Annotated in this window: 19 protein-coding genes and 1 other RNA gene; 2 read left to right on the top strand and 18 right to left on the bottom strand. The window is 37.1% G+C overall.

The genetic code is table 11. From position 1 onward, the window contains the following. The 8 genes from QP439_RS03800 to QP439_RS03765 all read right to left on the bottom strand — a co-directional run. A partial coding sequence (locus tag QP439_RS03800; RefSeq protein ID WP_285387697.1) for a Rib/alpha-like domain-containing protein occupies nucleotides 1-4,039 on the bottom strand: 4,039 nt, incomplete at its 3' end. Between the two features lie 632 nt (nucleotides 4,040-4,671). Further along, nucleotides 4,672-5,361, bottom strand: a complete 690-nt coding sequence (locus tag QP439_RS03795; RefSeq protein ID WP_000518027.1) for a response regulator transcription factor — start codon at nucleotides 5,359-5,361, stop codon at nucleotides 4,672-4,674. An 11-nt stretch (nucleotides 5,362-5,372) separates the two neighbouring features. After that, nucleotides 5,373-6,797 (bottom strand): NADP-dependent phosphogluconate dehydrogenase, encoded by a 1,425-nt coding sequence (gnd, locus tag QP439_RS03790; RefSeq protein ID WP_000158778.1) that lies wholly within the window; start codon nucleotides 6,795-6,797, stop codon nucleotides 5,373-5,375. Nucleotides 6,798-6,872: 75 nt separating this feature from the next. Beyond that, the gene (gene mapZ, locus QP439_RS03785; protein WP_285387694.1) at nucleotides 6,873-8,282 is read right to left on the bottom strand and encodes a cell division site-positioning protein MapZ; all 1,410 of its coding nucleotides are present in this window, start codon (nucleotides 8,280-8,282) and stop codon (nucleotides 6,873-6,875) included. A 12-nt stretch (nucleotides 8,283-8,294) separates the two neighbouring features. Then, nucleotides 8,295-9,452 carry a THUMP domain-containing class I SAM-dependent RNA methyltransferase gene (locus tag QP439_RS03780; protein WP_285387692.1) on the bottom strand — a complete coding sequence of 386 codons (1,158 nt, stop codon included), beginning with the start codon at nucleotides 9,450-9,452 and terminating at the stop codon, nucleotides 8,295-8,297. An 84-nt stretch (nucleotides 9,453-9,536) separates the two neighbouring features. Beyond that, nucleotides 9,537-9,918: RNase P RNA component class B (gene rnpB, locus QP439_RS03775), an RNA gene on the bottom strand. Between the two features lie 20 nt (nucleotides 9,919-9,938). Then, on the bottom strand, nucleotides 9,939-10,268 hold the full coding sequence (gene gpsB, locus QP439_RS03770) for a cell division regulator GpsB (protein WP_180958229.1): 330 nt from the start codon (nucleotides 10,266-10,268) through the stop codon (nucleotides 9,939-9,941). Between the two features lie 72 nt (nucleotides 10,269-10,340). After that, the gene (locus QP439_RS03765; RefSeq protein WP_049516192.1) at nucleotides 10,341-10,868 is read right to left on the bottom strand and encodes an SLOG family protein; all 528 of its coding nucleotides are present in this window, start codon (nucleotides 10,866-10,868) and stop codon (nucleotides 10,341-10,343) included. 66 nt (nucleotides 10,869-10,934) lie between these two features. Between QP439_RS03765 and recU the strand changes: the two genes are divergently transcribed. Together recU and pbp1a are read left to right on the top strand one after the other, a co-directional pair. Then, entirely contained in the window at nucleotides 10,935-11,531 is a 597-nt protein-coding gene (recU, locus tag QP439_RS03760; RefSeq protein WP_049502079.1) for a Holliday junction resolvase RecU, read from the top strand. Further along, the gene (pbp1a, locus tag QP439_RS03755; RefSeq protein WP_285387688.1) at nucleotides 11,528-13,711 is read left to right on the top strand and encodes a penicillin-binding protein PBP1A; all 2,184 of its coding nucleotides are present in this window, start codon (nucleotides 11,528-11,530) and stop codon (nucleotides 13,709-13,711) included. Before recU ends, pbp1a begins: the two co-directional genes overlap by 4 nt. Before the next feature lie 141 nt (nucleotides 13,712-13,852). On the opposite strand, the gene QP439_RS03750 is transcribed toward pbp1a, so the two are convergent. From QP439_RS03750 to QP439_RS03705, 10 genes are all read right to left on the bottom strand, one after another. Then, nucleotides 13,853-15,832 carry a peptide ABC transporter substrate-binding protein gene (locus QP439_RS03750; protein ID WP_285387685.1) on the bottom strand — a complete coding sequence of 660 codons (1,980 nt, stop codon included), beginning with the start codon at nucleotides 15,830-15,832 and terminating at the stop codon, nucleotides 13,853-13,855. Nucleotides 15,833-16,130: 298 nt separating this feature from the next. Further along, nucleotides 16,131-16,994, bottom strand: a complete 864-nt coding sequence (rfbD, locus tag QP439_RS03745; protein ID WP_000600892.1) for a dTDP-4-dehydrorhamnose reductase — start codon at nucleotides 16,992-16,994, stop codon at nucleotides 16,131-16,133. A gap of 65 nt (nucleotides 16,995-17,059) precedes the next feature. Next, the gene (gene rfbB / locus QP439_RS03740) at nucleotides 17,060-18,109 is read right to left on the bottom strand and encodes a dTDP-glucose 4,6-dehydratase (protein ID WP_049546750.1); all 1,050 of its coding nucleotides are present in this window, start codon (nucleotides 18,107-18,109) and stop codon (nucleotides 17,060-17,062) included. A gap of 13 nt (nucleotides 18,110-18,122) precedes the next feature. Beyond that, nucleotides 18,123-18,716 carry a dTDP-4-dehydrorhamnose 3,5-epimerase family protein gene (locus QP439_RS03735; protein WP_285387682.1) on the bottom strand — a complete coding sequence of 198 codons (594 nt, stop codon included), beginning with the start codon at nucleotides 18,714-18,716 and terminating at the stop codon, nucleotides 18,123-18,125. Then, a complete protein-coding gene (rfbA, locus tag QP439_RS03730) occupies nucleotides 18,717-19,586 on the bottom strand; it encodes a glucose-1-phosphate thymidylyltransferase RfbA (protein WP_000676151.1) in 870 nt (289 codons plus the stop codon). Between the two features lie 87 nt (nucleotides 19,587-19,673). Further along, nucleotides 19,674-20,729: a glycosyltransferase gene (locus QP439_RS03725; RefSeq protein ID WP_285387678.1), complete on the bottom strand. Its 1,056-nt coding sequence runs from the start codon at nucleotides 20,727-20,729 to the stop codon at nucleotides 19,674-19,676. Between the two features lie 10 nt (nucleotides 20,730-20,739). Beyond that, nucleotides 20,740-21,732, bottom strand: coding sequence for a stealth family protein (locus tag QP439_RS03720; RefSeq protein ID WP_261121193.1), 993 nt, complete (start codon nucleotides 21,730-21,732; stop codon nucleotides 20,740-20,742). Beyond that, nucleotides 21,729-22,829, bottom strand: a complete 1,101-nt coding sequence (gene glf / locus QP439_RS03715) for a UDP-galactopyranose mutase (RefSeq protein ID WP_285387675.1) — start codon at nucleotides 22,827-22,829, stop codon at nucleotides 21,729-21,731. Before glf ends, QP439_RS03720 begins: the two co-directional genes overlap by 4 nt. Before the next feature lies 1 nt (nucleotide 22,830). Beyond that, a complete protein-coding gene (locus QP439_RS03710; protein WP_261121192.1) occupies nucleotides 22,831-24,255 on the bottom strand; it encodes a flippase in 1,425 nt (474 codons plus the stop codon). Between the two features lie 4 nt (nucleotides 24,256-24,259). Next, complete coding sequence (locus QP439_RS03705) at nucleotides 24,260-25,405, bottom strand: polysaccharide polymerase (RefSeq protein WP_285387671.1); 1,146 nt, start codon at nucleotides 25,403-25,405, stop codon at nucleotides 24,260-24,262. Nucleotides 25,406-25,423 lie beyond the last annotated feature (18 nt).

The raw sequence follows: 25,423 nt of genomic DNA, 5'->3' as shown, positions 1-25,423 counted from the left end.
TCTTATCTGCTGGTTTAACCACATCGTTACCTGCATTTGGCTTAGCTGCGTCGTCTGCTGTCTTAGTTAAGTCTGCTAATGGTTTTTTATCTTTAGAACCATCTTTATAGGTTACAACAAGATTGTTTCCTTCTTTTTCTACTTTATCAACAACTTTTGAAGCAGCTTCTACTTCTGTACCTTTTTTATCAGCTAAACGTGCATCTGGATTGTTTTGAGAATATTCAAGTTTAACTTTCTCTTTAATTTTTTCAAACTCTTTATCAGTAACATTATTAACATCTGATACAACTACTTTGTCAGCTTCTGCTGGAGTTTTAATATCATATTTTTGAGTTTGAGGTTTAAGAATTACATTAACCGCAGTTGGGTCGGTAACATCTCTACCATTTCCTCTAGCATCTGCTCCATCTTTATCAATGGCTTTTACAAAACGCCATCCTAATGGAGTTCCTCCATCTTGAATTGCTTTTTCAAATTTTTCTTTTGTAAACTTCCCTTCAGGTGCTGGAGTACCTGTATATGTAATAACAGCTGGATTTTCTGCTGTTGCTGTTGTTTCAGTAGTGAATTTATTCGCAGTGAATCCATATTCTGTATTTTGTTTATTAGTTTCTCCTGCTACGTCTTTAAATTCTTGGTTACTTCCTCTTCTTAACTCAGCGCTTGCAAGTTTACCACTATCATCTTTGATTTTAATATCAAAAGAATTCACTTCTGATGCATATACATATACTTCTTTTTTATCTGGTGCTGGGTCAGAATATTGAATTTCTACTGTTGGTTTTTGGTTAGTTCGTGTTAATTCTGATAATAGTTTTTTATCTTGAGAACCATCTTTATAGGTTACAACAAGATTGTTTCCTTCTTTTTCTACTTTATCAACAACTTTTGAAGCAGCTTCTACTTCTTTACCTTTTTTGTCAGCTAAACGTGCATCTGGATTGTTTTGAGAATATTCAACTTTAACTTTCTCTTTAATTTTTTCAAACTCTTTATCAGTAACATTGTTAACATCTGATACAACTACTTTGTCAGCTTCTGCTGGAGTTTGGATATCATATTTTAAAGTTTGAGGTTTAAGAATTACATTAACCGCAGTTGGGTCAGTAGCATCTCTACCATTTCCTCTAGCATCTGCTCCATCTTTATCAATGGCTTTTACAAAACGCCATCCTAGTGGAGTTCCTCCATCTTGAATTGCTTTTTCAAATTTTTCTTTTGTAAAATCTCCTTCTGGTGCTGGAGTACCAGTATACGTGATAACAGCTGGATTCTCTGCTGTTGCCGTTGTTTCAGAAGTAAATTTATTAGCAGTAAATCCGTATTGAGTATCTTGTTTATTAGTTTCTCCTGCTACGTCTTTAAATTCTTGGTTACTTCCTCTTCTTAACTCAGCACTTGCAATTTTTCCGCTATCATCTTTGATTTTAATATCAAATGAATTAACTTCTGATGCGTAAACATACACTTCTTTTTTATTAGGCGCTGGATCTGAATATTGAATTTCTACTATTGGTTTTTCATTTGTACGTACAAATTCTGACAATGGTTTTTTATCTTGAGAACCATCTTTATAGGTTACAACAAGATTTCCTTTATCGTCTTTTGTTACTGATTGGATCTTAGCATCTTTATCAGCTACAGTTGTACCTTTTTTGTCTGCCAAGTTAGCATCATCATTTGTTTGAGAGTACTCAAGTTGGAGTTTCTCTTTGATTTTGCCTAGCTCAGCTTCTGTTACGTTAGCTGGATCTGCTACAGTAACTTTTTCTGTTGGAGCTGCAATATCATATTTTTGAGCTTGTCCCTTAAGCATAAGAAGGAATGAACCTGGGTCAGTCGCGTTTGAGCTACCTACGGCTTTATTCTCAATGGATGCACCATCTGTATCCGTTGCAGTTGCATAGCGCCAGCCTAAAACCATACCTTTTGGATTTTCACCTTTAGTTGCCGCATCCAGTTTATCTTTTGTCAAATCATCTGTCGCCGCTGGTGTACCTGAGTAAGTAATGACTGCTGGTGTATCTGCTGTTGCTGGGGTTTCAGTAGTGATTTTATTCGCTGTAAATCCATATTTAGCGTTAATTTTATTTGCTTCACCTTCAACTGGATTAAATGGTTGGTTTCCTCCGCCATTTACAATTGCGCTAGTGATTTTCCCGCTATCATCTTTGAATTTGATATCGAATGAATTTTTTTCTCCAGCATATACATAAACTTCTTTAGTAGCTTTATTAGAGTAAGGAATCTCTACTGTTGGCGCTACTGCTGGAGCTGCTGGAGCAACTGGGGCTGCTGGTTGGGCTGCTTCTTTTTCAACAATTACTTTTACTGGTCCTTCTACCTTCGAACCATCTGAGTATGTTACAACTGCTGTTGCTGTTTTTTCTCCTGGCGTTGCTGTGTTTACTGGTGTCTTGAACTCAGCTTTTGTTCCAGCAGGAAGATCTTTGAAGTTAGCAATTGAATTTTCTGCTTTTGGTTGTTCATTAACTTTAACTGTTTGAGTTTTTACAGTTGGAGGGGTAACATCAGCTTTTGATAGATTTACAGGGTTCTCTGCAATTCTGTGGAAACCGTGGTCAACTCCTGCTGTCCCGGTACTCAACATCCCCATCGAAACCTTCATGTTTTTCAACTGTTCATTTGTTACTGTATTAGGAACTGTTGTTGTAAACTCCCATACATAACCGTCTCTATAGTTACCACCTGTATTCGAATTATCATAGATAACACGCTTACCTGGCAAAGCATTTGAGTTTACTAAATTTTTTGTATCAGATAGCTCGTCTTTTACCGCATCCTTATAGTAGAAGCTAGTGTTATTATACAGAGTATCTAGTCCTCTAGTATAATTGTCCCAACTACCATTTATTTTCAAATTCTCATTTTTAGCAAGAGCACGCCCTGCTGCTGTGGATGGAGTAGGGTTATCAAAAGTTACAGTATCACTAAGAGCACTTCCATCTCCGCCAACTAGTTGATATTTTCTGTCTACAAATTTCATTTCCGCTCTATATTGCAATCGGCGAATATCCGTAGGCATATTCACTTCATTAGGAATCTGAATGTAGTTTCGGAACACTTCATTCTTTACTCCATAGTCATTAGCGAAATTTTGTAAATGGTCATTGAAAAAAACTTGCCAGTCTACAGAAGTAATTTTCCCAGTAGCATCTGTATTGTAACGAGCTCTATATTTCATTACGGAATTAACAGCAGTTATTGCATTACCAGATTCAGATGAACCTCTTATACCACTAGTAATAACACTGTCTTTTTTCCCATAGTCGTTCCCCTGAGAATCAATATTATAGGCAATTTCCGCCCTAAAAGCATTATTTTTATCTAATGCTTTACCGTTACGTGGGTCGTTAGATCCTGTGTTTTCGATTGAGTTAGATTCTGATTTTTTCTCAGTGTTTTCTGCTTTTTTACCTACAGTTTCTTTTCCATTAGTAGTGTCTACTGCTGGAGTTTCTTTTTTCTCTACAGGTTTATTTTTTAATTTAGTGTTAGCTGTAGTTACAAGTTTATTGTAAGCTTTTGTGATTTCACCTTGAGTTGTTGCGTTTGCTAATGTAGCTTTCGCAGCTTCTAAGTCAGCTTTTAGTACCGCAACACTTTCTTCAGTTTTGTTTTCGTATGTTCCGTTAGCTAATTTTGCTTCGATTTCTGCAATGTAGTTTTCTAGTTTAGTTTTGTCTAAAGCTTTAACTTCTTTTGCAGTTTCTCCATCAAGTTTTGCCGCTACTGCTGGTTCTGTTGTAGACACAGCTGGTGTTCCAGCAACTTCTGGCTTGTTTTCTGCTACAGCAGGTGCCTCATAAGTCTTGCCATCTCCGTTCTGTGTAGGGTTAACATCCCCAGTAGTCGAGTTGTTTGCTACAGTAGTTTCTGCTGTGTTTGCATGAACCACTTGGGTAGCTAAACTAGCTCCGACTGCAAAAACAAGAGAACAACCGAATAGGAAATGCTTCCCTTTTTTGATCATTCTCCAGTTCTTTTGCTCTGCATTTTTACGATTAAAATACATCACATTTTCTCCTTTTGATATCTAAAAAATAGCATGTAATACACATACACATACACATACACATACACATACACATACACATACAATCAATATTATAATTTACATTAGCAGATTTGTCAATTATATTAATTATTTTTTATTATTTTCCATTATTTTCAGAATATTTCAGGATTTAAACCATTTATTATATTATAGCGTTAAAATAAAAATAAAATTTTCCTTTTCTTCAAGACTATGATAAATGCCATTTTTTTGAATACTTATAAAGAACATGTCAACTTATCCTACATATAAGCCATTCCTTTTGAGTGCCAAAAATAGGAAACTATGAAAGTAAAGTCCATCAGATACAAATACTCTTCGAAAATATCTTCAAATCACGTCAGCTTCCATCTGCAACCTCAAAATTAGTGTTTTGAGCAACCTGCAGCTAGCTTCCTAGTTTACTCCTTGATTTTCATTGAGTATAAACTATGGTCAAGAAGAAATCATTCTCCCTGACCAGACCTTTGGACCATTACAAGCCATCATTTGTAGCTATTCAAAAAAGCTCCATACTATCTATTATTCAGGGATTCCTGCTACAGATAGTATGGAGCTCAAAAAGCAGTTACACGAGCATGACTGCCATTCTATTCTTGCATGGTGTAACCAACACCACGCACGGTTTTAATGTAGCTTTTTTGACCTTTTACATCAAGCTTGCTACGTAGATAACGGATATAGACATCCACAATATTTGTTTCTGTCGCACTTTCATACTTCCAGACACTTTCCAACAACTGCTCACGAGTCAGGACTTTCTTGCTTCCCATAAGAGTAGCCAAAAGATCATACTCACGACGCGTCAGAGCAATCATCTCTTCGCCACGATAAACAGTATGATGTTCTACATCCATACGCAGATTGCGGTAAGACGTTGGAACCTTCATCTGACTACAGTGTTGGTCGATAAAGTCCCGACCTCGGAAAATCGCTGAAATACGAGCCACCAAATTCTCAATAATAACTGGCTTATAGATGTACGAAACGGCAAAGCGTTGGATTGCCTCAATCTGATCTTGCAAGTCTTCGCGATGGTCCAAGACCATAATGACTGAAGCTGGCTTAGTTCGGCTCAGCTTGTCTGCAAAATCCTGGGCTGTCATATCCCCCAGATGAGCATTCAATAAAATCAAGTCATAGTCTGTCTGAAGAGCCATGGAAAGGGCTTTTTGCCCCTCCTCAACCTGATCAACTCGGTATTGCTCTTTTTGGAGTTCCAAACTTAAAAAATGAGCTAGATTTCGTTCTTTCTCAAGTAATAAAATCCGTTTCCCCATGGCAGACCTACTTATTTTTCGTCATACCAAGAGTAGTGGAAGGTTCCTTCTTTGTCTTTACGTTGGTAAGTGTGGGCACCAAAGTAGTCACGTTGTGCTTGGATCAAGTTAGCTGGAAGGTCAGCTGAACGGTAGCTATCAAAGTAAGTAATAGCTGCTGAGAAGGTTGGCACTGGTACACCAGCTTGAACCGCAAGAGCTACGATGTCACGCACTGCTTGTTGGTACTTAGCAGTAACATCCAAGAAGTATTCATCCAAAAGAAGGTTGGCAAGGTCTGCATCACGGTTGTAAGCATCTGTAATTTTTTGCAAGAAACGAGAACGGATGATACAGCCATCACGCCAGATAGATGCGATATCTGCAAATGGCAAGTTCCAGTTGTTTTCTTTAGAAGCTACACGCAATTGCGCAAAACCTTGTGCGTATGAAATGATTTTTGAGAAGTAAAGGGCTTGACGGATTTTTTCAATCAACTCAGCCTTGTCTCCTTCAAATTTGAAAGCAGCTGGTTTTGGAAGAACCTTGCTAGCATGTACGCGTTCTTCTTTGTAAGTAGAGATGTAACGTGCAAATACTGATTCAGTGATGAGTGACAATGGCACACCAAGGTCAAGTGATGATTGGCTAGTCCATTTACCAGTTCCCTTGTTACCTGCAGCATCAAGGATATAGTCTACGATTGGTCCATCTTGACCTTCATCATCTTTACGGCTCAAGATATCAGCTGTAATTTCGATCAAGTAGCTGTCCAATTCACCCTTGTTCCACTCAGTAAAGATTTCAGCCATGTCTTCAGCAGAAAGGCCTAGCAAGTGTTGCATCAAGTCATAACTTTCTGCGATCAATTGCATATCACCATACTCAATACCATTGTGAACCATTTTCACATAGTGACCAGCTCCATCAGGACCGATGTAAGTCACACATGGTTTACCATCTTCTGGTGCTTTAGCTGAGATTTCTTCAAGAACATCTGCAACCAATTCGTAGGCCTCTTTTTGTCCACCAGGCATGATAGAAGGACCTTCAAGGGCACCTTTTTCACCACCAGAAACCCCAGTACCGATAAAGTTGATACCTGAGTTTGCCAATTCTTCATTACGACGGATTGTATCTTTGTAGAAAGTGTTTCCGCCGTCGATCAAGATATCACCCTTGTCAAGATGTGGAAGAAGGGCTTGGATAGTAGCATCTGTACCAGGTCCAGCTTGAACCATGAGCATGATACGACGAGGTTTTTCGATTGAGTTTACAAAACTTTCAACGTCATAGCTTGGTACAAAGTTCTTTTCAGGATGGCAAGCAATTACATCTTCAGTTTTTTCTTTACTACGGTTGTAAATAGCAACTGTGTAACCACGAGATTCAATATTAAGGGCAAGGTTACGACCCATTACGGCCATACCAACAACACCAAAGTTAGCTTTTGTCATTTGACACTCCTCTTGTTTAATTTGTTTTATTTTATCATTTTTACTTTTGAAAAGAAAGAATTTTGTAACGACTGCTTAGTAGTCCAAAGCATCCGCATGTCCAGAACCATTTCCAACAAAGTATCCTGTCTTACAGTTAAGGGTAAAGAGATAGGTTCCATCTGGCTTGTAGAGGTTGTAATAACCATTACCATTAACGATATTGACACGTTCAAGGATGTATTGGTTACCAGTGATATAACCACGTGAGCGTGAAGTCGCTAAAATTTGTTCCAAAACACCATCAGCAAAATCCCAGGCAGAGTTGTTACTATCATCAACAGCCGATTGATTATAGGCAACACGACTCTCACTTCTTTGAACAGCAACCCCTGCACTTGATACACCCATATTGACTTCACTGCGAGTACTGCTAGTTTCAGTTGATGCAGTATTTGAGCTACTTGGACTTGTTTCACTAGCAGTATTTTCACTTGCTTGACTAGAGCTTGAGCTGCTAGTTTCACTTGAACTTGAGCTTGAAGCACTTGTTTGCTGGCTCTTACCAAGGCTGATAGCCTTATCTAGCAATTTATCAAGCTCCGTATTTCCAGTTTTAATATCTGTAAATTTAGCATCCGATTTGGCTTTGGCATTTGTATCTACAACACCATCAACAATAGCTGGCTTTTCAAATTGAGCATTGACCTCTTGAATGGCCTTGATTTGCGTTTCGAGGCTATCATATTTAGATTTTGCAAGCGTATATTCACGACTACCTTCTAATTTATCAAGTAAGGTCTTCAGTTGGCTCAGTTTATCAAACTGGCTATTCTTCAAAGCTGTTTTGTTGCTATCTGTATAGAAAGCATCATATAAATTATTGAATTCTTCTGCATCTGACTGCGTGTTTGTAGATGATTGAGAAGTCTGGATTTCCTTGGTCGAACGAGCTACTTGACGATAAACATAATAACCAGTTCCAAGGATAAGAACCACTAATGCGGCTAGAATACCGTAAAGCACCCATTTCTTCTTACTTTTCCCATCTTCACTATCCGTCACTCGAGAACGTGTGAGAGCCTCTTCCGCTCCAACCAATGGTACCTCTTCAGTCTCAAATTCTTCGACAAGAGGAGTTTCTGAAACTCTTGTTAATTCTAAATCATCAAACTGACGCAATTCATCTTCTGGAGCTGGAGAAGTTACTCCTGTTTCCTCACGAAGCTCTTGAAGCAAATTATCCAGAGTCTGAGTCTCCTCTACCTCTTCTTTTTCAACTAAATCATCCTTGCTAAACTGGCGTGTTTCAAACTTATCTGCCTCAATTTCATCTTTATGTTGTTTCACATACTTGTCCAAGATAGAATCTCCAGGCAACACACCTGCTTCCACCTCTTCATTTTTTCGCATAGCTTCTCCAACCGTTAGCTCTTTGGCATCATCAAAATCAAATTGCGCTTCTGGATGTTCTGTTTTATGACGATTCCGTCTGTTCTTACTCATGAGTTTTCCTTCCTACTTTGCTTCCTGACGTTTAACACGCTGACCAAAATATTGATACAAATCAACTTTTAAAGTTCCGTTGTACAACTTCCGTTTCTTATCCGCCTGACTACCGTACTTGGTCTCAAAAGCTTCATCACTAGTTAGGATAAATTTACTCCACGTTTTCATCGGGGCAAATACTTGACCCATCTCAGCATAAAGCTTGGTAACCCCTGCATCATCTGACAAGCGTTCACCATAAGGCGGGTTGGAGATAATCACTCCATTGATTTTATCGGAACGTAAATCCTGCACGCGCATCTGCTTAAAGGTAATATCGCCTGCAACCCCTGCTGCCTGTGCATTAGCCTTAGCAATTTCCACCATGCGAGCATCGATATCACAGCCCATGATATCTAGCTCAAGCTCACGATCCACTTTCTTAGCTGCTTCTGTACGCACTTCTTGGATCAAACGATCACTAATCCAATCCCATTCCTCAAAGGCAAAGGAGCGACGAAGACCAGGAGCCATCTTCCTAGCAATCATAACTGCCTCGATACAGAAAGTTCCTGAACCACAGGTCGGATCAATCAAGGGCTTATCTGGATACCAGTTAGAGAGTTGCAAAATGGCTGCCGCCATGTTTTCCTTGATAGGAGCTCCCCCTTTTTCGGTACGATAACCACGTTTAAAGAGGCTAGACCCTGTCGTATCAATCATGACAGTTGCCACATCTTTAAGAATAGAAACCTCAATCTTAAACTCAGGACCAGTTTCCATCAGAGGAACCCCTTCTGGACGGGCATAGTGTTTCTGCAACTTCTTAACAACAGCTTTCTTAGAAATAGCCTGAACACTTGGCTCATTGTGAAGTTTAGATTTAACACATTTGGCTTTTGAAATCGGAAAACGAGCCCCAAGCGGTAAATAATTTTCCCAATCTAGAGCAAAAACTCCCTGAAACAGCTCCTCAAAAGTCTTAGCAGGGAAAGATCCAACGATAATCTTAATACGGTCTGCTGCACGAAGCCAGAGGTTGGTTTCGATGATGGCTCTCGCGTCTCCTTGAAAACGAACACGGCCATTTTCAACCTGACAATCGTAGCCCAACTCCCGCATTTCTCGCCCAACAACGGCTTCAAGACCCGCCGCAGCGGTCGCGATTAAATTAAATTCTTTTTTCATTTTCAGTCTTATCAGACCTTTCTATATGTCCACTTTAAAAAATGAGGTTGAGAAAGTTTTCTCAGCCCCAACCTATATGCAATTTTCTATAAGCCATGTTTTGTTCCAGAAGTGACTAGGACCACTTCCTTCGATAATCATCTGTCTACCACTAACAGCATAGAGCTGATAGCAGTCAGAGTACTACGTTCGTTTCCGTGCACTCCATGCCCCGACCAAAATTTGGGTTGCTAGCTTGAGGGGTTTACCGCGTTCCACTCTCTCCGTTTCCAGAAAGACTCCGTCACTGTGGCACTTTCAAGCCTACTCTGACCTATCCAAGGACTTAGCCATTTCAACTGCCGTAACGATTTCTCGTCCCTAGGCTTATGGTTTCGCCTAGCACAAACACTACAGGCATCACAGCCTGTGCTAGCATGGACTTTCCTCATGAAAAGAAATTCTCTCCACGCGATTATCCAAAAATTGCACATTTTAAATAAGCTCTTATAAATCAGAGTTATCCAAAATTTGTTTTCCAAATACTTCTTTTTCGAGACGATTCAAGCGTTTCAAAATATCAAAATTCGTCATAGAGCTTGTAGTTGCCGCTTCAAGAGGCTCTGCTTGAACTGGTGAAGGTTTTGGTTTACGAGATAATTCTTCCTTCAACTCAGCAATTTCTTGACGGAGAGATTTGACTAGAGCAGCATAAGTTTCATAGTCCTTGATGACATCATCCAAAAATTCATCAACTTCAACCTTACTATACCCACGAACTTCACGTCCAAACTCTTGCTCAAAAATATCTTTTGCTGTAAAAATAATACTTGCCATCTCTCTCTCCATTCTCAATTTCTAATAGTATTATTATATAAAAAAAGGCAAACAAAAATCAAGGTCAAAGCCTTACTTTTCAGAAAAATTTTCTACTAGCTCATTTAAGTCTTCAAAGGTTAGCCTTTTTATGCGATAACCTTCCTGATTTTTCATCAAATTGTCTATAAATTTTAATTTAGTCTCATTTTCTGGGTCATAGAAAAAATAAGCTAAATCAGTATTTTCCAGTAAAAATCGTTGGTAGTCTCGTAGTTGCCCCATATGTTCATATTTAGGATAGGCATATTTGACAAAATCGACCTGCTTAAATTGGCTAAGTTTAAGCTGATTCGCTTCATTCCAATTTTCCCCGTGTGTTTCAAAATCAAAAATGGTCGCTAGGCTGAAATCATATTCTTCTTTCATTTCATTTGCGACATCCAGCACCCAAGATTCAAATCCCAAGTTTCCTGTAAAGACCAGCCATTTAATCCCTTCTTCTGCTAAACTTTCTAAATCACGGCGAATGGCTTTCTTTATAATTTTTAACCTGATATCTTTTTCATTAAACAAACCCAAGTCAAAATTAGAATATCCCATAATTAAAGCTGTAGTCATTTTTACACCTTTCTTTCTATTTTTATGGTATAATAGAGTGATGTTATTGTACCAATAAGGAGAAATATGGTCAACTATCCTCATAAAATTTCATCAAAAAAAAGCCAAACATCCATTTCTCAACCAAAAAATTTCGCAAATCGAGGAATGACTTTTGAAAAGATGATCAACGCTACAAACGACTACTATCTGACGCATGGTATGGCAGTTATCCATAAAAAGCCAACGCCTGTTCAGATTGTTCGAGTAGACTATCCTCAACGTAGTCGAGCCAAAATTGTAGAAGCCTACTTTAGACAAGCTTCCACAACAGATTACTCTGGCGTATATAGAGGACATTACATTGACTTTGAAGCCAAGGAAACGCGGCAAAAAAATGCTATCCCAATGAAGAACTTCCATCTTCACCAGATTCAACATATGGAACAAGTTCTAGAACAGCAGGGCATTTGCTTCGTACTACTTCATTTTTCTTCTCGACAAGAAACTTATTTGTTGCCGGCACTTGATTTGATTCGCTTTTATCATCAAGATAAGGGCCAAAAATCAATGCCACTTGGATATATTCAAGAATGCGGATATTTAATAAAGCAAGGAGCTTTCCCTCAAATTCCCTATCTCGATATTATCAAAGAACATTTACTAGGTGGTAAAACAAGATGAATAAACAAACCATTCTGCGATTCTTAAAGTATATTGGAATTACATTTCTTACCTTATTTATCGCATTATTTCTATTGGGTGGAGGTATCTTCCTCTACTTTGTTAGCAAGGCTCCAGCCTTATCTGAAAGTAAATTAGTTGCGACAACCTCTAGCAAGATTTATGACAATAAAAACGAACTGATTGCTGACTTGGGATCTGAACGTCGCGTAAATGCTCAAGCCAATGAAATCCCTACGGATTTGGTCAAGGCTATCGTATCTATCGAAGACCACCGTTTCTTTGATCATAGAGGTGTTGATACCATTCGTATCATGGGTGCAGCATTGAGAAACCTCCAAGGGAAAGGAGGGCTACAAGGGGCTTCGACCTTGACTCAGCAATTGATTAAATTAACTTATTTCTCTACTTCAACTGCTGATCAAACTTTGTCACGTAAAGCCCAAGAAGCTTGGCTGGCCGTTCAACTAGAACAAAAAGCAACCAAGCAAGAAATCCTGACCTACTACATAAACAAAGTCTACATGTCTAACGGTAACTATGGAATGCAAACCGCAGCCGAAAATTACTATGGAAAAGACTTGAAGGATTTAAGCTTGCCACAGTTAGCACTCCTAGCGGGAATGCCTCAAGCACCAAACCAATATGATCCATATTCCCACCCAGAAGCCGCTCTAGAGCGTCGGAACTTAGTACTTTCAGAAATGAAGGGACAGAAATATATCAGTGCAGAAGATTACGAAAAAGCTATTAATACTCCTATCACTGAAGGTCTACAAAGCTTGAAGTCAGCCAATAGTTACCCTGCCTATATGGACAACTACCTCAAAGAAGTAATCGACCAAGTCGAACAAGAAACGGGCTACAACCTTCTTACCACAGGTATGGAAGTCTATACTAATGTCGACAAAGATGTTCAACAGCGACTTTGGGATGTTTACAATACAGATGAGTACGTTGCTTATCCAGATGATGAACTTCAAGTAGCTTCCACTATTGTGGATGTAACAAATGGTAAAGTCATTGCTCAGTTAGGTGCCCGTCACCAATCAAGTAATGTATCTTTCGGAATCAACCAAGCCGTTGAAACCAACCGTGACTGGGGTTCTACTATGAAACCAATCACTGACTATGCTCCTGCTTTAGAATATGGAGTCTATGACTCTACTGCTTCTATTGTACATGATGTTCCTTATAACTATCCTGGTACTGATACTCCTGTCTACAACTGGGATCATGGCTACTTTGGAAATATTACAATTCAGTATGCACTCCAACAGTCACGTAATGTTACAGCTGTTGAAACATTAAATAAGGTTGGTTTAGATCGAGCGAAAACCTTCCTAAATGGCTTAGGTATCGATTATCCAAGCATCCACTATGCAAACGCCATTTCAAGTAACACAACTGAATCCAACAAACAGTACGGTGCAAGTAGTGAAAAAATGGCTGCTGCTTATGCCGCCTTTGCTAATGGTGGTATTTACCACAAACCAATGTATATCAATAAAATCGTCTTCAGTGATGGTAGTGAAAAAGAATTTTCTGATGCTGGTAAACGAGCTATGAAAGAAACTACTGCCTATATGATGACCGAAATGATGAAAACTGTTTTAGCATACGGAACCGGACGTGGTGCTTACCTACCATGGCTTCCACAAGCAGGTAAGACAGGTACTTCTAACTATACTGACGACGAAATTGAAAAGTATATCAAGAACACTGGCTACGTAGCTCCAGATGAAATGTTTGTAGGTTATACTCGTAAGTATTCTATGGCTGTATGGACAGGATACTCAAATCGTTTAACTCCAATCGTTGGAGATGGTTTCCTAGTTGCTGCTAAGGTTTATCGCTCAATGATTTCGTATCTATCAGAAGATGACCAACCTGGAGATTGGACGATGCCAGACGGCCTATTCCGAAATGGAGAATTCGTCTTCCAAAATAGTGCCAAGAACACATGGAATAATTCAGTAACACAACAAACACAAACGGTAGAAACTCCAAGCACAACAGCTGAAAGTTCAACTACACAGGCAAGTACGACGGTTGGTCAACAACCACATAATGCCCCAGCAACTGATCCTAACCAAGGACAAGCTGGTCAGGCTGTTCAACCGACACAACCAGTACAACCAACGCCACAAAATCCACAAGTTCAACAACCACAACAGTGAGATGAAAGAAAATCCTGAGAATAAAAACTCAGGATTTTTTCTACAAAAAAATTAGTTTGATAATCTTTGAATGTGAGGATAGGTTTCAATTCGTTTTCGATAAACCAAAAGAAGTTAGCGAATAACTAACTTCTTTTTATCTTATTTCACATGCTTTGCAAGTTCTTCTTGCGCTTTTTTATTGGATTCTTCTTTTTCTTTCATCCATTTATCTTGAGCTTTTTGGTATTCATCCACAGTGACTGCCTTGTCTTGAAGTTCCAAGTATTTGTATAGGAGCGGATCGCTTGTCCCCTTGTTACCAGAGAAGGCAAACGGCATCGTAAATGCTACCATCTTAGACAAGATTGGGCGACCAGTGAGTGATGTTGTTGGAATAATCAAGGCACTATCTGTCAACCAAGCTTGGGCTGCAGCATACTTATCATAACGTTTTGCTACATCTATTGTCTCATTTCCAGCTTCAGTTACCAATTTCTCATAGTCGTTCAGACCAACCTTCTTAGCTGCAGCATTATCTGTACCAGAATCAAAGCCAAAGTAGGTTTTAGTGTTTTCACCAACTGATGGTTTGATAATATCGAGGTAAGTAGATGGATCCGCAAAGTCTGGAGACCAACCAACATTATCTGAAATATCCCAATCTTCCCCAGCTGCTGTTTCAGCAAAGTAGGTAATATTCAAGACTTCATCTTTTTGTAGTTGTTGAATATCAATTACGACATTATCTGTACCCAAGGTTTCTTCAACCGATTGTTTGAAAGATTGAACACGTTGAACTTTTGTAGTTGCTGTCTGATCAACAGGCATGTCTAGGTGAATTGGGAAGGTCACGCCTTCTGCCTGTAAAGCTGACTTAGCCTTCGAAAATTCGGCCTTGGCTTTTTCTGGATTGTAGAGACCATCTTGGGCATCGGCCAGATTAACATCCTTCCATTCATCCCCATAGGTTACTAATTTTTCTTTGACCATATCGCCAAAGTTTTTCCCATCTGCTTGAACAAATGTTGGTGGCACAAAGAGATTACGCAAAATTTTGCTTGCACCACTGGCACCGTTCACTTGTGAAGCATAGGCCGTACGATCAAAACCAAAGGCAATAGCCTGACGGAAATCCTTGTTTAAGAGAGCCTTTTTAGTAGATGTCTTTTGTTCGTCGCTAGTCTTAGAAGTATATTTATAGGACTGACGATCAATATTTGTACCAACTAGATAAGTCGTAGAGTCTTGTTGGGTATAGACAATATTGTCCTTCATCGTTTTTTCAAGTTCTGCAAAACTTGCATTTGTAGGATAAAGTCTGGCTGCTGTAAGACTACCATCTTTAAAGTTTTCCGCAGGTTTGCTGGTATCTTGACCATCCCAGAATGACAATTTTATCTTATCAACATGAACATTATCTTTATCCCAGTAGTTAGGGTTTTTTGCAAATTCAACGGAAGATTTAGCCACAAGAGATTTTAACAAATAAGGACCATTATACAAGATACTGCTTGGATCTGTCGCTTTAGCAAAATCATCCCCTTTTGAGTTCAAAAACTCTTCATTAACTGGTGCCAAGACACCCATTGTTGTTTTAGAATTCCAAAAACTTTCAGGTTTGTTCAAAGTGTATTGGACTGTTTGATCGTCAAGGGCTTTAATTCCAACTTGAGAAAAATCTTTATTTTCCCCTTTAGCATAAGCATCCAGCCCCTTGATTGAATCCTGTACCAAGTAAAGAGCTTGTGATTTCTTATCTGTTGCATATTTAAGACCTGTTACAAAGTCTTGAGCCTTGACAGGAGCATATTCTTCCCCTTCAGATGTGTACCACTTGGCATCCTGACGAATCTTATAAGTGTAGGTCAAACCATCTTTAGAAACTGACCAGTCCTCTGCCATAGAGGGAACAAGATTCCCATAACGGTCATTTTCAAGCAATCCATCAATGACGTTACTAGTAATGTTTGAAGTAGCTGCCTTGCTGGTTGTCAAATAGTTGAGATTATCTGGGTCTGTCTCGTAGGTAAATGCAAAAGTCTGCTCACCTTTAGTAGCAGAACCACCAGAACAAGCCGCTAAGACACCAGCTGCTAATAAAGTGACTCCCGCAAGAGCCAATACTTTCCTTGTTTTCATAGTATTCTCCTTTGTTTTTCTATCCATTATAGACCCTTTTTAAAGTCCTGTCAATAGAATTTTCAGAATTTTAGAAAATTATTTTTTAAACAATAGATTTGCAAAAATATGAATAATATCAAAAATACCTCAACTACATTAGGTAGTCAAGGAATTATTAATCATATTTGTAAATAGCATCTGAGAAACAGTTTTAATTCTTTAATCTAACTCATTTCTTACACACTGCAAAGCTGTTGTCATGAGAATATTATATCTATTATTTTCGTGGGGAGTTCATTAACGACCAGGATTCAAATTAGTTAATATCACTTTTTACTTCTTGTTTATAAAATTCTTTCAAGGCATCTTGCCAAGTTGGAATAACAAATCCAGTAGCTTTAGCTTTAGCCAGACTCATTGTTGAGTTTAACGGACGTTTAGCTTTTGCTGGAAATTGACTTGAATCTACTGGCTTGATTTCCACATCTGTATCTTTCAAAATTTCAACTGCAAAATCATACCAAGTTGTGTCTTCTGTTGCGTCATTCGATAAATGATAGTAACCAAATTCCTTGCAATTTTCAGCTAGATAAGTCATAAATTCAGCCAAGGTACGAGTCCAAGTTGGGCGACCATGCTGGTCATTTACAACCGTTAATGTCTTATGAGTTTTCGCAAGGTTTTGCATCGTAAAAACAAAGTTTTTACCGTAATTTCCAAATACCCAGGCAGTACGGATAATATAGAAATTAGACACATACTTCTCAACTAACTCTTCTCCCATGCGCTTTGTACGTCCATATTCTGTCTGTGGATCTGGTCGATCATCAACTTCCCACTCTTCTCCAACTGGTTTCTTACCGTCAAAGACATAGTCGGTGGAAATATAAACTAGGGTTGCACCATGCTTTTCAGATGCTTTTGCGACATTTTCTGTCCCCGTAACATTGATAGCAAAGTCTAATTCTTTCCCTTCATCCTCTGCTGCATCAACAGCGGTGTAGGCAGCACAGTGGTATACTAAAGTCGGTTTAACTTCTTCGAAAACTTTCTCAACCATTTCTTCATTTGTAATATCCATCTCAGCCACATCTACTGCTACGTATTCTTCATTACGCTCATCTAATAAATAACGAAGTTCAGTTCCTAATTGGCCTTTTGCTCCTGTAATTAAAATCATCTCTACACCTTTCTAATCTGTAACTCTTCCCACTATAGCAATAAAAAGCAGCTATTTCCTGCTTTTTATAATTTGATAATCTCCTGAGTTTTAGCATAATTGGCTTCAACAGCTTCTTTCTCTGCTTTCCACCATTCTTGGTTATCTGTATACCACTTGATTGTTTCCTTGAGACCAGATTCAAAATTAGTGAATTCTGGTTTCCAGCCTAATTCATCACGGAGCTTACTAGCGTCAATTGCATAGCGGAGGTCATGTCCTGCACGATCAGTTACATGATCATAGGCATCTGCATCTTGGCCCATTTCCTTAAGGATAAGTTCCAAAACTTCCTTGTTATTCTTCTCACCATCAGCCCCGATTAAGTAAGTTTCACCGATTTGACCTTTTGTCAAGATTGTCCAAACTCCCGAAGAATGGTCATTGGTATGAATCCAGTCACGAACATTCTTACCTTCACCATAAAGTTTTGGCTTAATTCCACTTAGGATGTTGGTAATCTGACGTGGGATGAATTTTTCAATGTGTTGATAAGGACCGTAGTTATTTGAACAGTTAGAAATCGTTGCCTTGACACCAAATGATCGTACCCAGGCTTTTACAATCAAGTCTGAAGCGGCCTTGGTTGATGAGTATGGAGAGCTAGGATTGTATTTGGTATCAGCAGTAAATTTCTCACCTGGACCTTCACCATATCCTGGCAAATCCTCACGGAGAGGGAGATCCCCATAAACTTCATCTGTAGACACATGGTGGAAGCGAATATTATATTTGCGAGCTGCTTCCAAAAGAGTATAGGTTCCGATGAAGTTAGTATGTATAAACGGTGATGGATCATTCAGTGAATTGTCATTGTGACTTTCCGCTGCATAATGAACGATAGCATCTGCTTGAACAGCCAACTTGTCTACCAACTCCGCATCAGCAATATCTCCAACAACCAACTCAACACGATCACCTAAAATTTTTTCAATATTAGCGCGATTTCCAGCATAAGTCAACTTGTCTAATACTGTCACGTGAACATCTGGAAAGTTCTTGTAAACATAATGAACAAAGTTAGAACCGATAAAACCTGCTCCACCTGTCACGATAATTTTTTTGTATTCAGTCATAGTCTTTCCTTTTTTACAAATCTTCTTTTTTCAAAGGTTTTACATCCTTAAGTAGTGGATGATTTTTATCTGCTTCTGAAACCTCTGCTTCAGCAAGATTGGCCCACTCAATTCCTAATTCTGGATCTGCATAATTGACAAAGGCATATTTAGGTTTCAAATCTAATGCCCAATAATCGTTGACCAGATAGCTATAAGAGACTGTATCTGATAGAACCTGAAATCCATTAGCCACACCACGGGGAACAAAGATTCCCTTACTTGCATCAATTACTGTTTGATAAGTATTTCCGAAAGTTTCGCCCTCGCGTAGATCAACCCAAGAACCCAGAACCTTCCCACCATCTGCTACAGAGATGTACTTATCCCAAGGTTCTGCATGCAAGCCACGAAGAACATTTTTACGTGAGAAAGATACATTGTTTTGTAATTTTCCTTCTGTAAAGAAATACTCTGGGAAACCAATAGGGAGCATTTTTTCCTTTTGGAAATTTTCTTTGAACCAACCACGATTATCTCCATGAATGGGAATATCGAACTCCAGCATACCTGGAATAGCTTCGACCTTACGAACCGCAAGCGTCTTACCGAAAAAATTATCTGTCACCTATGCTTCTCCAATCAAACGGAGCAAATATTGTCCGTATTCATTTTTCTTAAGAGGTTGCGCCAACTTTAATACATCCTCACGGCTGATATAACCCATACGATAAGCAATCTCTTCTAAGTTTGCCACTTGAACATTTTGCATCCGTTGCACCGTCTCAATGTACTGTGACGCCTCTAATAAACTTTCATGAGTTCCAGTATCTAACCAAGCAAAACCACGCCCCATTAGCTCAACTGATAAGTCTCCACGTTCTAGATATGCTTTGTTTACGTCTGTAATTTCCAATTCACCACGAGGGCTTGGTTTAATATTTTTTGAAATTTCTACAACATCATTATCATAGAAATAAAGGCCTGTCACTGCATAATTGGAACGAGGATGTTCTGGTTTTTCCTCAATAGAAACAGCATTCATCTCCTCATCAAATTCCACAACACCAAATCTTTCAGGATCCTTAACTTGATATCCAAAAACAGTTGCACCTTTCTCCTTATTAGCAGCCTTCTGAAGCATTTTAGATAAACCAGGACCATAGTAAATATTATCTCCTAAAATTAGGGCAACACTGTCATTTCCAATAAATTTTTCACCGATAATGAAGGCCTGGGCCAATCCATCTGGACTAGGTTGTTCCGCATAAGAAAGATTAATTCCCAACTCCGAACCATCTTGAAGCAGCTCTTTAAAACGAGGTAAATCATGAGGAGTAGAGATAATTAAAATATCTTTGATACCAGCTAACATGAGTGTCGATAGAGGATAATAAATCATGGGTTTATCATAAACCGGCATCAGTTGTTTGGATATAGCACGAGTCAAAGGATACAAGCGAGTTCCTGAACCTCCTGCAAGGATAATACCTTTCATAATCGAACTACCTTTCTATATTAAATTAGAATTTTTCTAATTAGTAATCAGAGACAAATGATACATTACTTAGTGAATTTAAACTAATTATTTAGTTAGTTTCTCTAAAGCTGTTTTCAAATAATATCCTGATCTTATATTATTTCCTACCTTTTGTGCATTTTCTACTAACTCTTGATATTCTTCTTCCGAAATATTATTGATTGTTTCTTGTATGTCAAACAAAGAATCAACTGTGATACCACAATTATTCTTTAAGACAAAATGAGACAAAGCAGATTCCTTCCAAACAATGATAGGGAAACCAGAAGCCAAATAAAGTGACGCTTTATGAGAATTGTTATAGCGTAGATACTCTCCAAAAAATCCACTACAAGTCTCAGAACTGTCACCATCCCAAACTAAACCAAAACTTCCTTCCAATACTGATGGAAGTTCATCTGGAAGAAATGAACCAAAGTAGGTTTCATTAGATAACTTCCTAGACTCATCAAATCCAACACCATATAAATTAAATTGTGGTTCTACAGGTAATGAGTATAGATATGCTGCTTTATCTTGTGATAAATTTCCTGCAACAATTATTGGTTGTTCTTTTCTTAAACTAGTTTTTTCTATAAAATCTGGAATTAAATAATCAAAGATTTCTAAATTAGTAATTTTTTCTCCAAGAACTCCTTTATTGACTAATACTCCTTTCATTACTTTATTATGAGCAATAATACCATTTACATAATGTAAAGAAGATCCCTCCGTAACTTTCATACGTAATTTCATTCTAAAAGGTAATGTTTCATCATTTACAAAACGTAAAGTTTCTAAATCATGAATCAGAAAATAGGTTTTAACTCCTTTTTTTCTAATGGATTTTAGTAAATTACTAAATAGTAAGGAATGGTGTAATAATGGAAATTGGATAACAATCTCATCGCCTCTTTTTAAAAGCTTGAATGCTTTTGATAGTGCTTGATATTTATGTATCTGTGCCTTGAGTACATTCATTTTATACCAATCATCAACCAATACTCTTAAAGGGATATATCCCAACTCATTTAACACAGTTTCAACATCATTACGTGCCTTATTGCCAGCATTTTTTTGGTTAACATCATTTAAAAATTCTTCTTTTAAGTAGTATTTCATATTTTACCTTTCATTTTTCAAAAGATGACTTTTCTGGATAGCGTTCTTCTAATAATTTTTTGAAAAGTATAATACTTCTTTCATCAATATTAATATTATCATTCACACACAGTAGTTTTCGCTTTTTATTTCCAAAAATTTTAATAATTTGATCGATTTGATTTAACTCAACTGATTCGCCCATATTCTTTGAAATCGGATAAAACTCATTACTTTCAATCTGCCAGTGCTGACAAATATACTGATTCACATCCATCCCATAATTTCTAAATTGATTCCGTGATGTTCTATCCAATACCTCCTCCTCAATCTCCCAAAGATGAGCTAAAGTGCTCTTTTTCATTGGAACTGGAAGATGCTGATTTACATATCCTGTAGGCCCCCAGGGAAGTAATAAGATATTCTTCATTATTAAAGTACCATATCTATAATTAAAAAATTTCCAAGGAGAAGACTTTAAGGCTTGCTTTTTGGGGAAGTGACGATAAATTAACTCAACATTATTATGATAAGTGTTTGTATACGACGACCATGGAACTAAAGCATCGTAAACTGCTAAAAGCTTCGGTTGATTATTTTTGAAGAAATCTGAAGGTTTTACATCTTTTATCAAATACATGTCATCGTTAAAATAAATAAAATTCTCAGACAATCCTTCAATTCTATGAAGATTTAACTCAATAGCCGCTGAATTAAAAGTTGGAAGATAGGATGCTGGAATAAATTCCTTATGTGATATAAATCTCAACTTTGGATGACTAAGATTCAGCCAACTAGGTTTTTGACCATTCGTAATTAAATAAATATTATTGACCCACGGCGCATGTCTCTCAATCATACGAAACCAATACTGAAAAATTCCATATTCACGATAACGCTGTTCACCATCTGCGTCTACATTTAACGATTCCTTTTGACTAGTTACTCTTTGTTTTTCCTTAATAAAGTTAGGATCACTTCCATCTACCCAGAGAACAACGATATCAATCTTTTCTTGTGTCATTGTGAAAACTCTTCTTCTACAACATTCAAGGCACGTTCAATGACCACATGCATGTCGTAGTATTTATAATCGGCCAAACGTCCACAGAAAATTACCTTATCATTCTGTGCTGCTTCTTCTTGATATTTAGCAAACATAGCATTGTTTCTCTCATCATTGATCGGATAATAAGGCTCATCTCCACGTTTCCAATCAGCTGGGTATTCACGAGTAATAACCGTTTTATCTTGTGTACCGTACTCAAAATGTTTATGCTCAATAATGCGAGTATAAGGAATTTCACGTTCTGTATAGTTGACAACTGCATTTCCTTGATAGTTTTCTTCATCCAGAACTTCATGCTCAAAACGAAGACTACGATATTCTAATTCACCATGTTTGTAATCGAAGTATTGGTCAATCATCCCTGTAAAGACAACTTTTTCAGCAGAAGCTTCTAATTCCTGACGATTGGCAAAAAAGTCAATACCAAGTTCTACTTCTACATCCTTCAGCATATTTTCGATGATGACATTATAGCCACCAATTGGAATCCCTTGGTAACGATCGTTAAAATAATTATTATCAAAGGTTAAACGAACTGGTAGACGTTTGATGATAAACGGTGGAAGGTCAGTCGTAGAACGTCCCCATTGCTTTTCAGTATAGCCTTTGATCAACTTTTCATAAATATCTGGACCGATCAACTTAATAGCTTGCTCTTCCAAGTTTTTAGGTTCAACGTCCTTCATATGAGCCGTTTGCTCAGCAATCTTAACTTTGACTTCTTGAGGAGTTTTTGTCCCCCACATGGCATAGAAAGTATTCATATTGAAAGGTAGATTATAAAGGCTACCCTTATAATTAGCTACAGGCGAATTGATGTAGTTGTTAAATTCAGCAAATTGATTAACATAATCCCAGACTTTCTTGTTAGAAGTATGGAAGATATGTGCACCATATTTATGAACATTAACACCTTCTACGTTCTCACAGTAGATATTCCCTCCAATGTGATCACGTTTATCAATAACTTTTACTTTTTTTCCACGCTTGGTTGCTTCATAAGCAAAAATTGCTCCAGACAAACCAGCACCAACGATTAGATAATCGTACATATTACACTCCTTTATTTCTGAATAATTGTTGTTGTATATCTCGTAAATTTATAACCTTAAAAATCAAAATCAAACTGATATAAATTATTGTCCCCAAAATAGTAGAAAGTCCTACATTTAACATAGACGGTAAACTAAATAAGTCTTTTAGCAAAAATAGAATTCCATACATCAATCCTGATGAAATCATAATTTTGATCATAGATTTTATAATCGGAACATCTCTTAGATAAGAACGAGTAAAGAATAACTGTATTGCCCAGACCAGTGCCTCTGTCAAGACAGACACAATTGCAGCACCTATATAGCCCAATTTTGGAAGCAAGAGAAAATTTAATCCCACACTAACAATAGCAGGAATTGTTGTTGACAGCATAAACTCTTTATTCTTATTATGAGGTATTAAGATTTGAATACCCATGATATTGGTCCAACCAATAAAGAACATTCTAAAAATCATAATTGCTATCGCATAACGTGCCTCTTGAAAATCTTGCCCCAGGAAAAAATTTACAAAATCATCATTTACGATTAACATCCCTGCCATAATAGGGAAAATTACCAAATTATAAATCAGAAATGACATCTCATGCATCTTGTTAACTGCTTTATGATCTCCTGAGGATAAAAGATTTGAAACTCGTGGTAACATAACACTACCCAATGAAGTTACTAGAGTTAATAAAATATTAATAAGTTTCAAAGCTTGGTCATAAATACCTACATCTCTTGTTGAAGCAAGAGCTCCAAGCATAGTGCTATCTAATGTTACATAAAGCGATATAGCAATCTGAGGTAAGAACAATAAGATGACTGGCTTCAAATGCCTTTTAGCATACATTAAATCAAAGTATGGTTTACCAATAAACTCTCTTGCTGGTATCCACATACTTAATTGTCCCAACAATTCAAAAGTCGTCAGAAAAAAAACATATAAATATAGGTCGTTTGCTGATCTTATGAATAGAAAGATAGAAATAACACCAGCTAATTTCACAGTAATATTTCTTACTGTAATCTTTCGAAAATCCTCTAAACCTTGAAATAACCAAGAAATATCTAGAGCTTTAGAAAGCAAACTAAAACCTAGAATATAGGCCACAGGATTTTTCATAGCAGGTAAAGTCAGGCATAACAAAACATACAGTACAAAAGAACAAATAGCTGCCCCTAGCTGTAAAGTATAAATTCCCCAAAAATTCTTACGAATTATTGTTCGATTACCAGAAATCTCCTTTGTCCCATAGTTGGCTACTCCTAAAGCAGCTAACAAAACAAAATAGGCAACAATGGAATTGAAGAAGCTATAGGTTCCTAAATCATCTGAAGAAAATACTCTCGTAACGTATGGAGTTGTGATGATAGGCAGTATTATGAGTAATAGCTGATAAGAAAGATTATAAGCATAATTTTTTAGAACTTTCATAGTTTTACAATTCTCTTATTTCCTTATTTTGAACATCATACAAATTAGCAAAAATAGTAAACATAAAAATATTGTATCCTGGTCTTATCCAGAAAGCTTCAATCATACAGTTAATTGTAATAAGAGATAACAGGGATAGAAATAAATATTTTTTTTGATTATGAATTTTTTTTGAAGCAAACACATAAATCAATACTAGCAATACAACAGGAATTAATCCATAATAAAATAACATTTGGATATAAGATGAATCCACATAGTTATAACTGTGAACCGACTCGGTGGTCCCACCATAGCCAATAAACTTTACTCCAGCTTTACCAAATAAAGGTAAACCATATGTATTCAGTGCATTTTTACCTAAAAACAATCTCATACTAAACAGATTATTTAAATTCACATAGAACGAAGAAGACCATGTGAAAAAGTAGGAAACATAAAACATGAAAGCAGAAAAAATAAGAGCAAAATATGGCATTATACTGTATACTCTATATTTTCTTTCTTTAGTGTAATACATGATTATGAAAATCAAAGTTGCAGCAAGTATAGATAATACATTTAGTCGCGCATCACAAAATTTTAGTATAAAAAATGCTAAAGATAATCCTACAATCGTTCTCAAAAATATATATTTTTCTCTAAGTAAGTAACCCCAAGCAATAAATAGATAAAAACAGTGAGAAGCAAAATCAGTTGGATAAATAAATCCAAATGAATTTCTAACTACTAAACTAGAGGAGCGGATTTGAGCAAATTGTAAATTAGATACTACTCCTAAAATTGAAAGTAGAAAGATTAACAAAACAATTGTACCTGATACACCCACATATGTTTTCAAAACTACATCAACATCTACTTGGTACAATAGTATAATCAACAATGAATAAAGAAGAAAATTGGTCCCACCTGTACGTAAAAATACTATAATACTTGTCAGTATCAACAAGATACTCGATACAATATAAAATGAACTAAATTTTTTTATAAATAAAAATCTAAAAATCAATAATAAAACTACACATATTAATAAAACCACAGGAATATTAGGTAGTGACCTATTCAACATTGTAGTCATAATAGTATCATATCCAGTAATTATGGTCAGTACAAAAATAACCAAAAGGTTCTCAAATTTAATTTTTAACATAATATCCTTTTTACTGTT

Source organism: Streptococcus sp. UMB1203 (genome assembly GCF_030217725.1).
Classification (GTDB): domain Bacteria; phylum Bacillota; class Bacilli; order Lactobacillales; family Streptococcaceae; genus Streptococcus.
The sequence above is the reverse complement of the archived record's forward strand: the minus strand, read 5'-3'. Positions and strand labels throughout refer to the sequence as shown.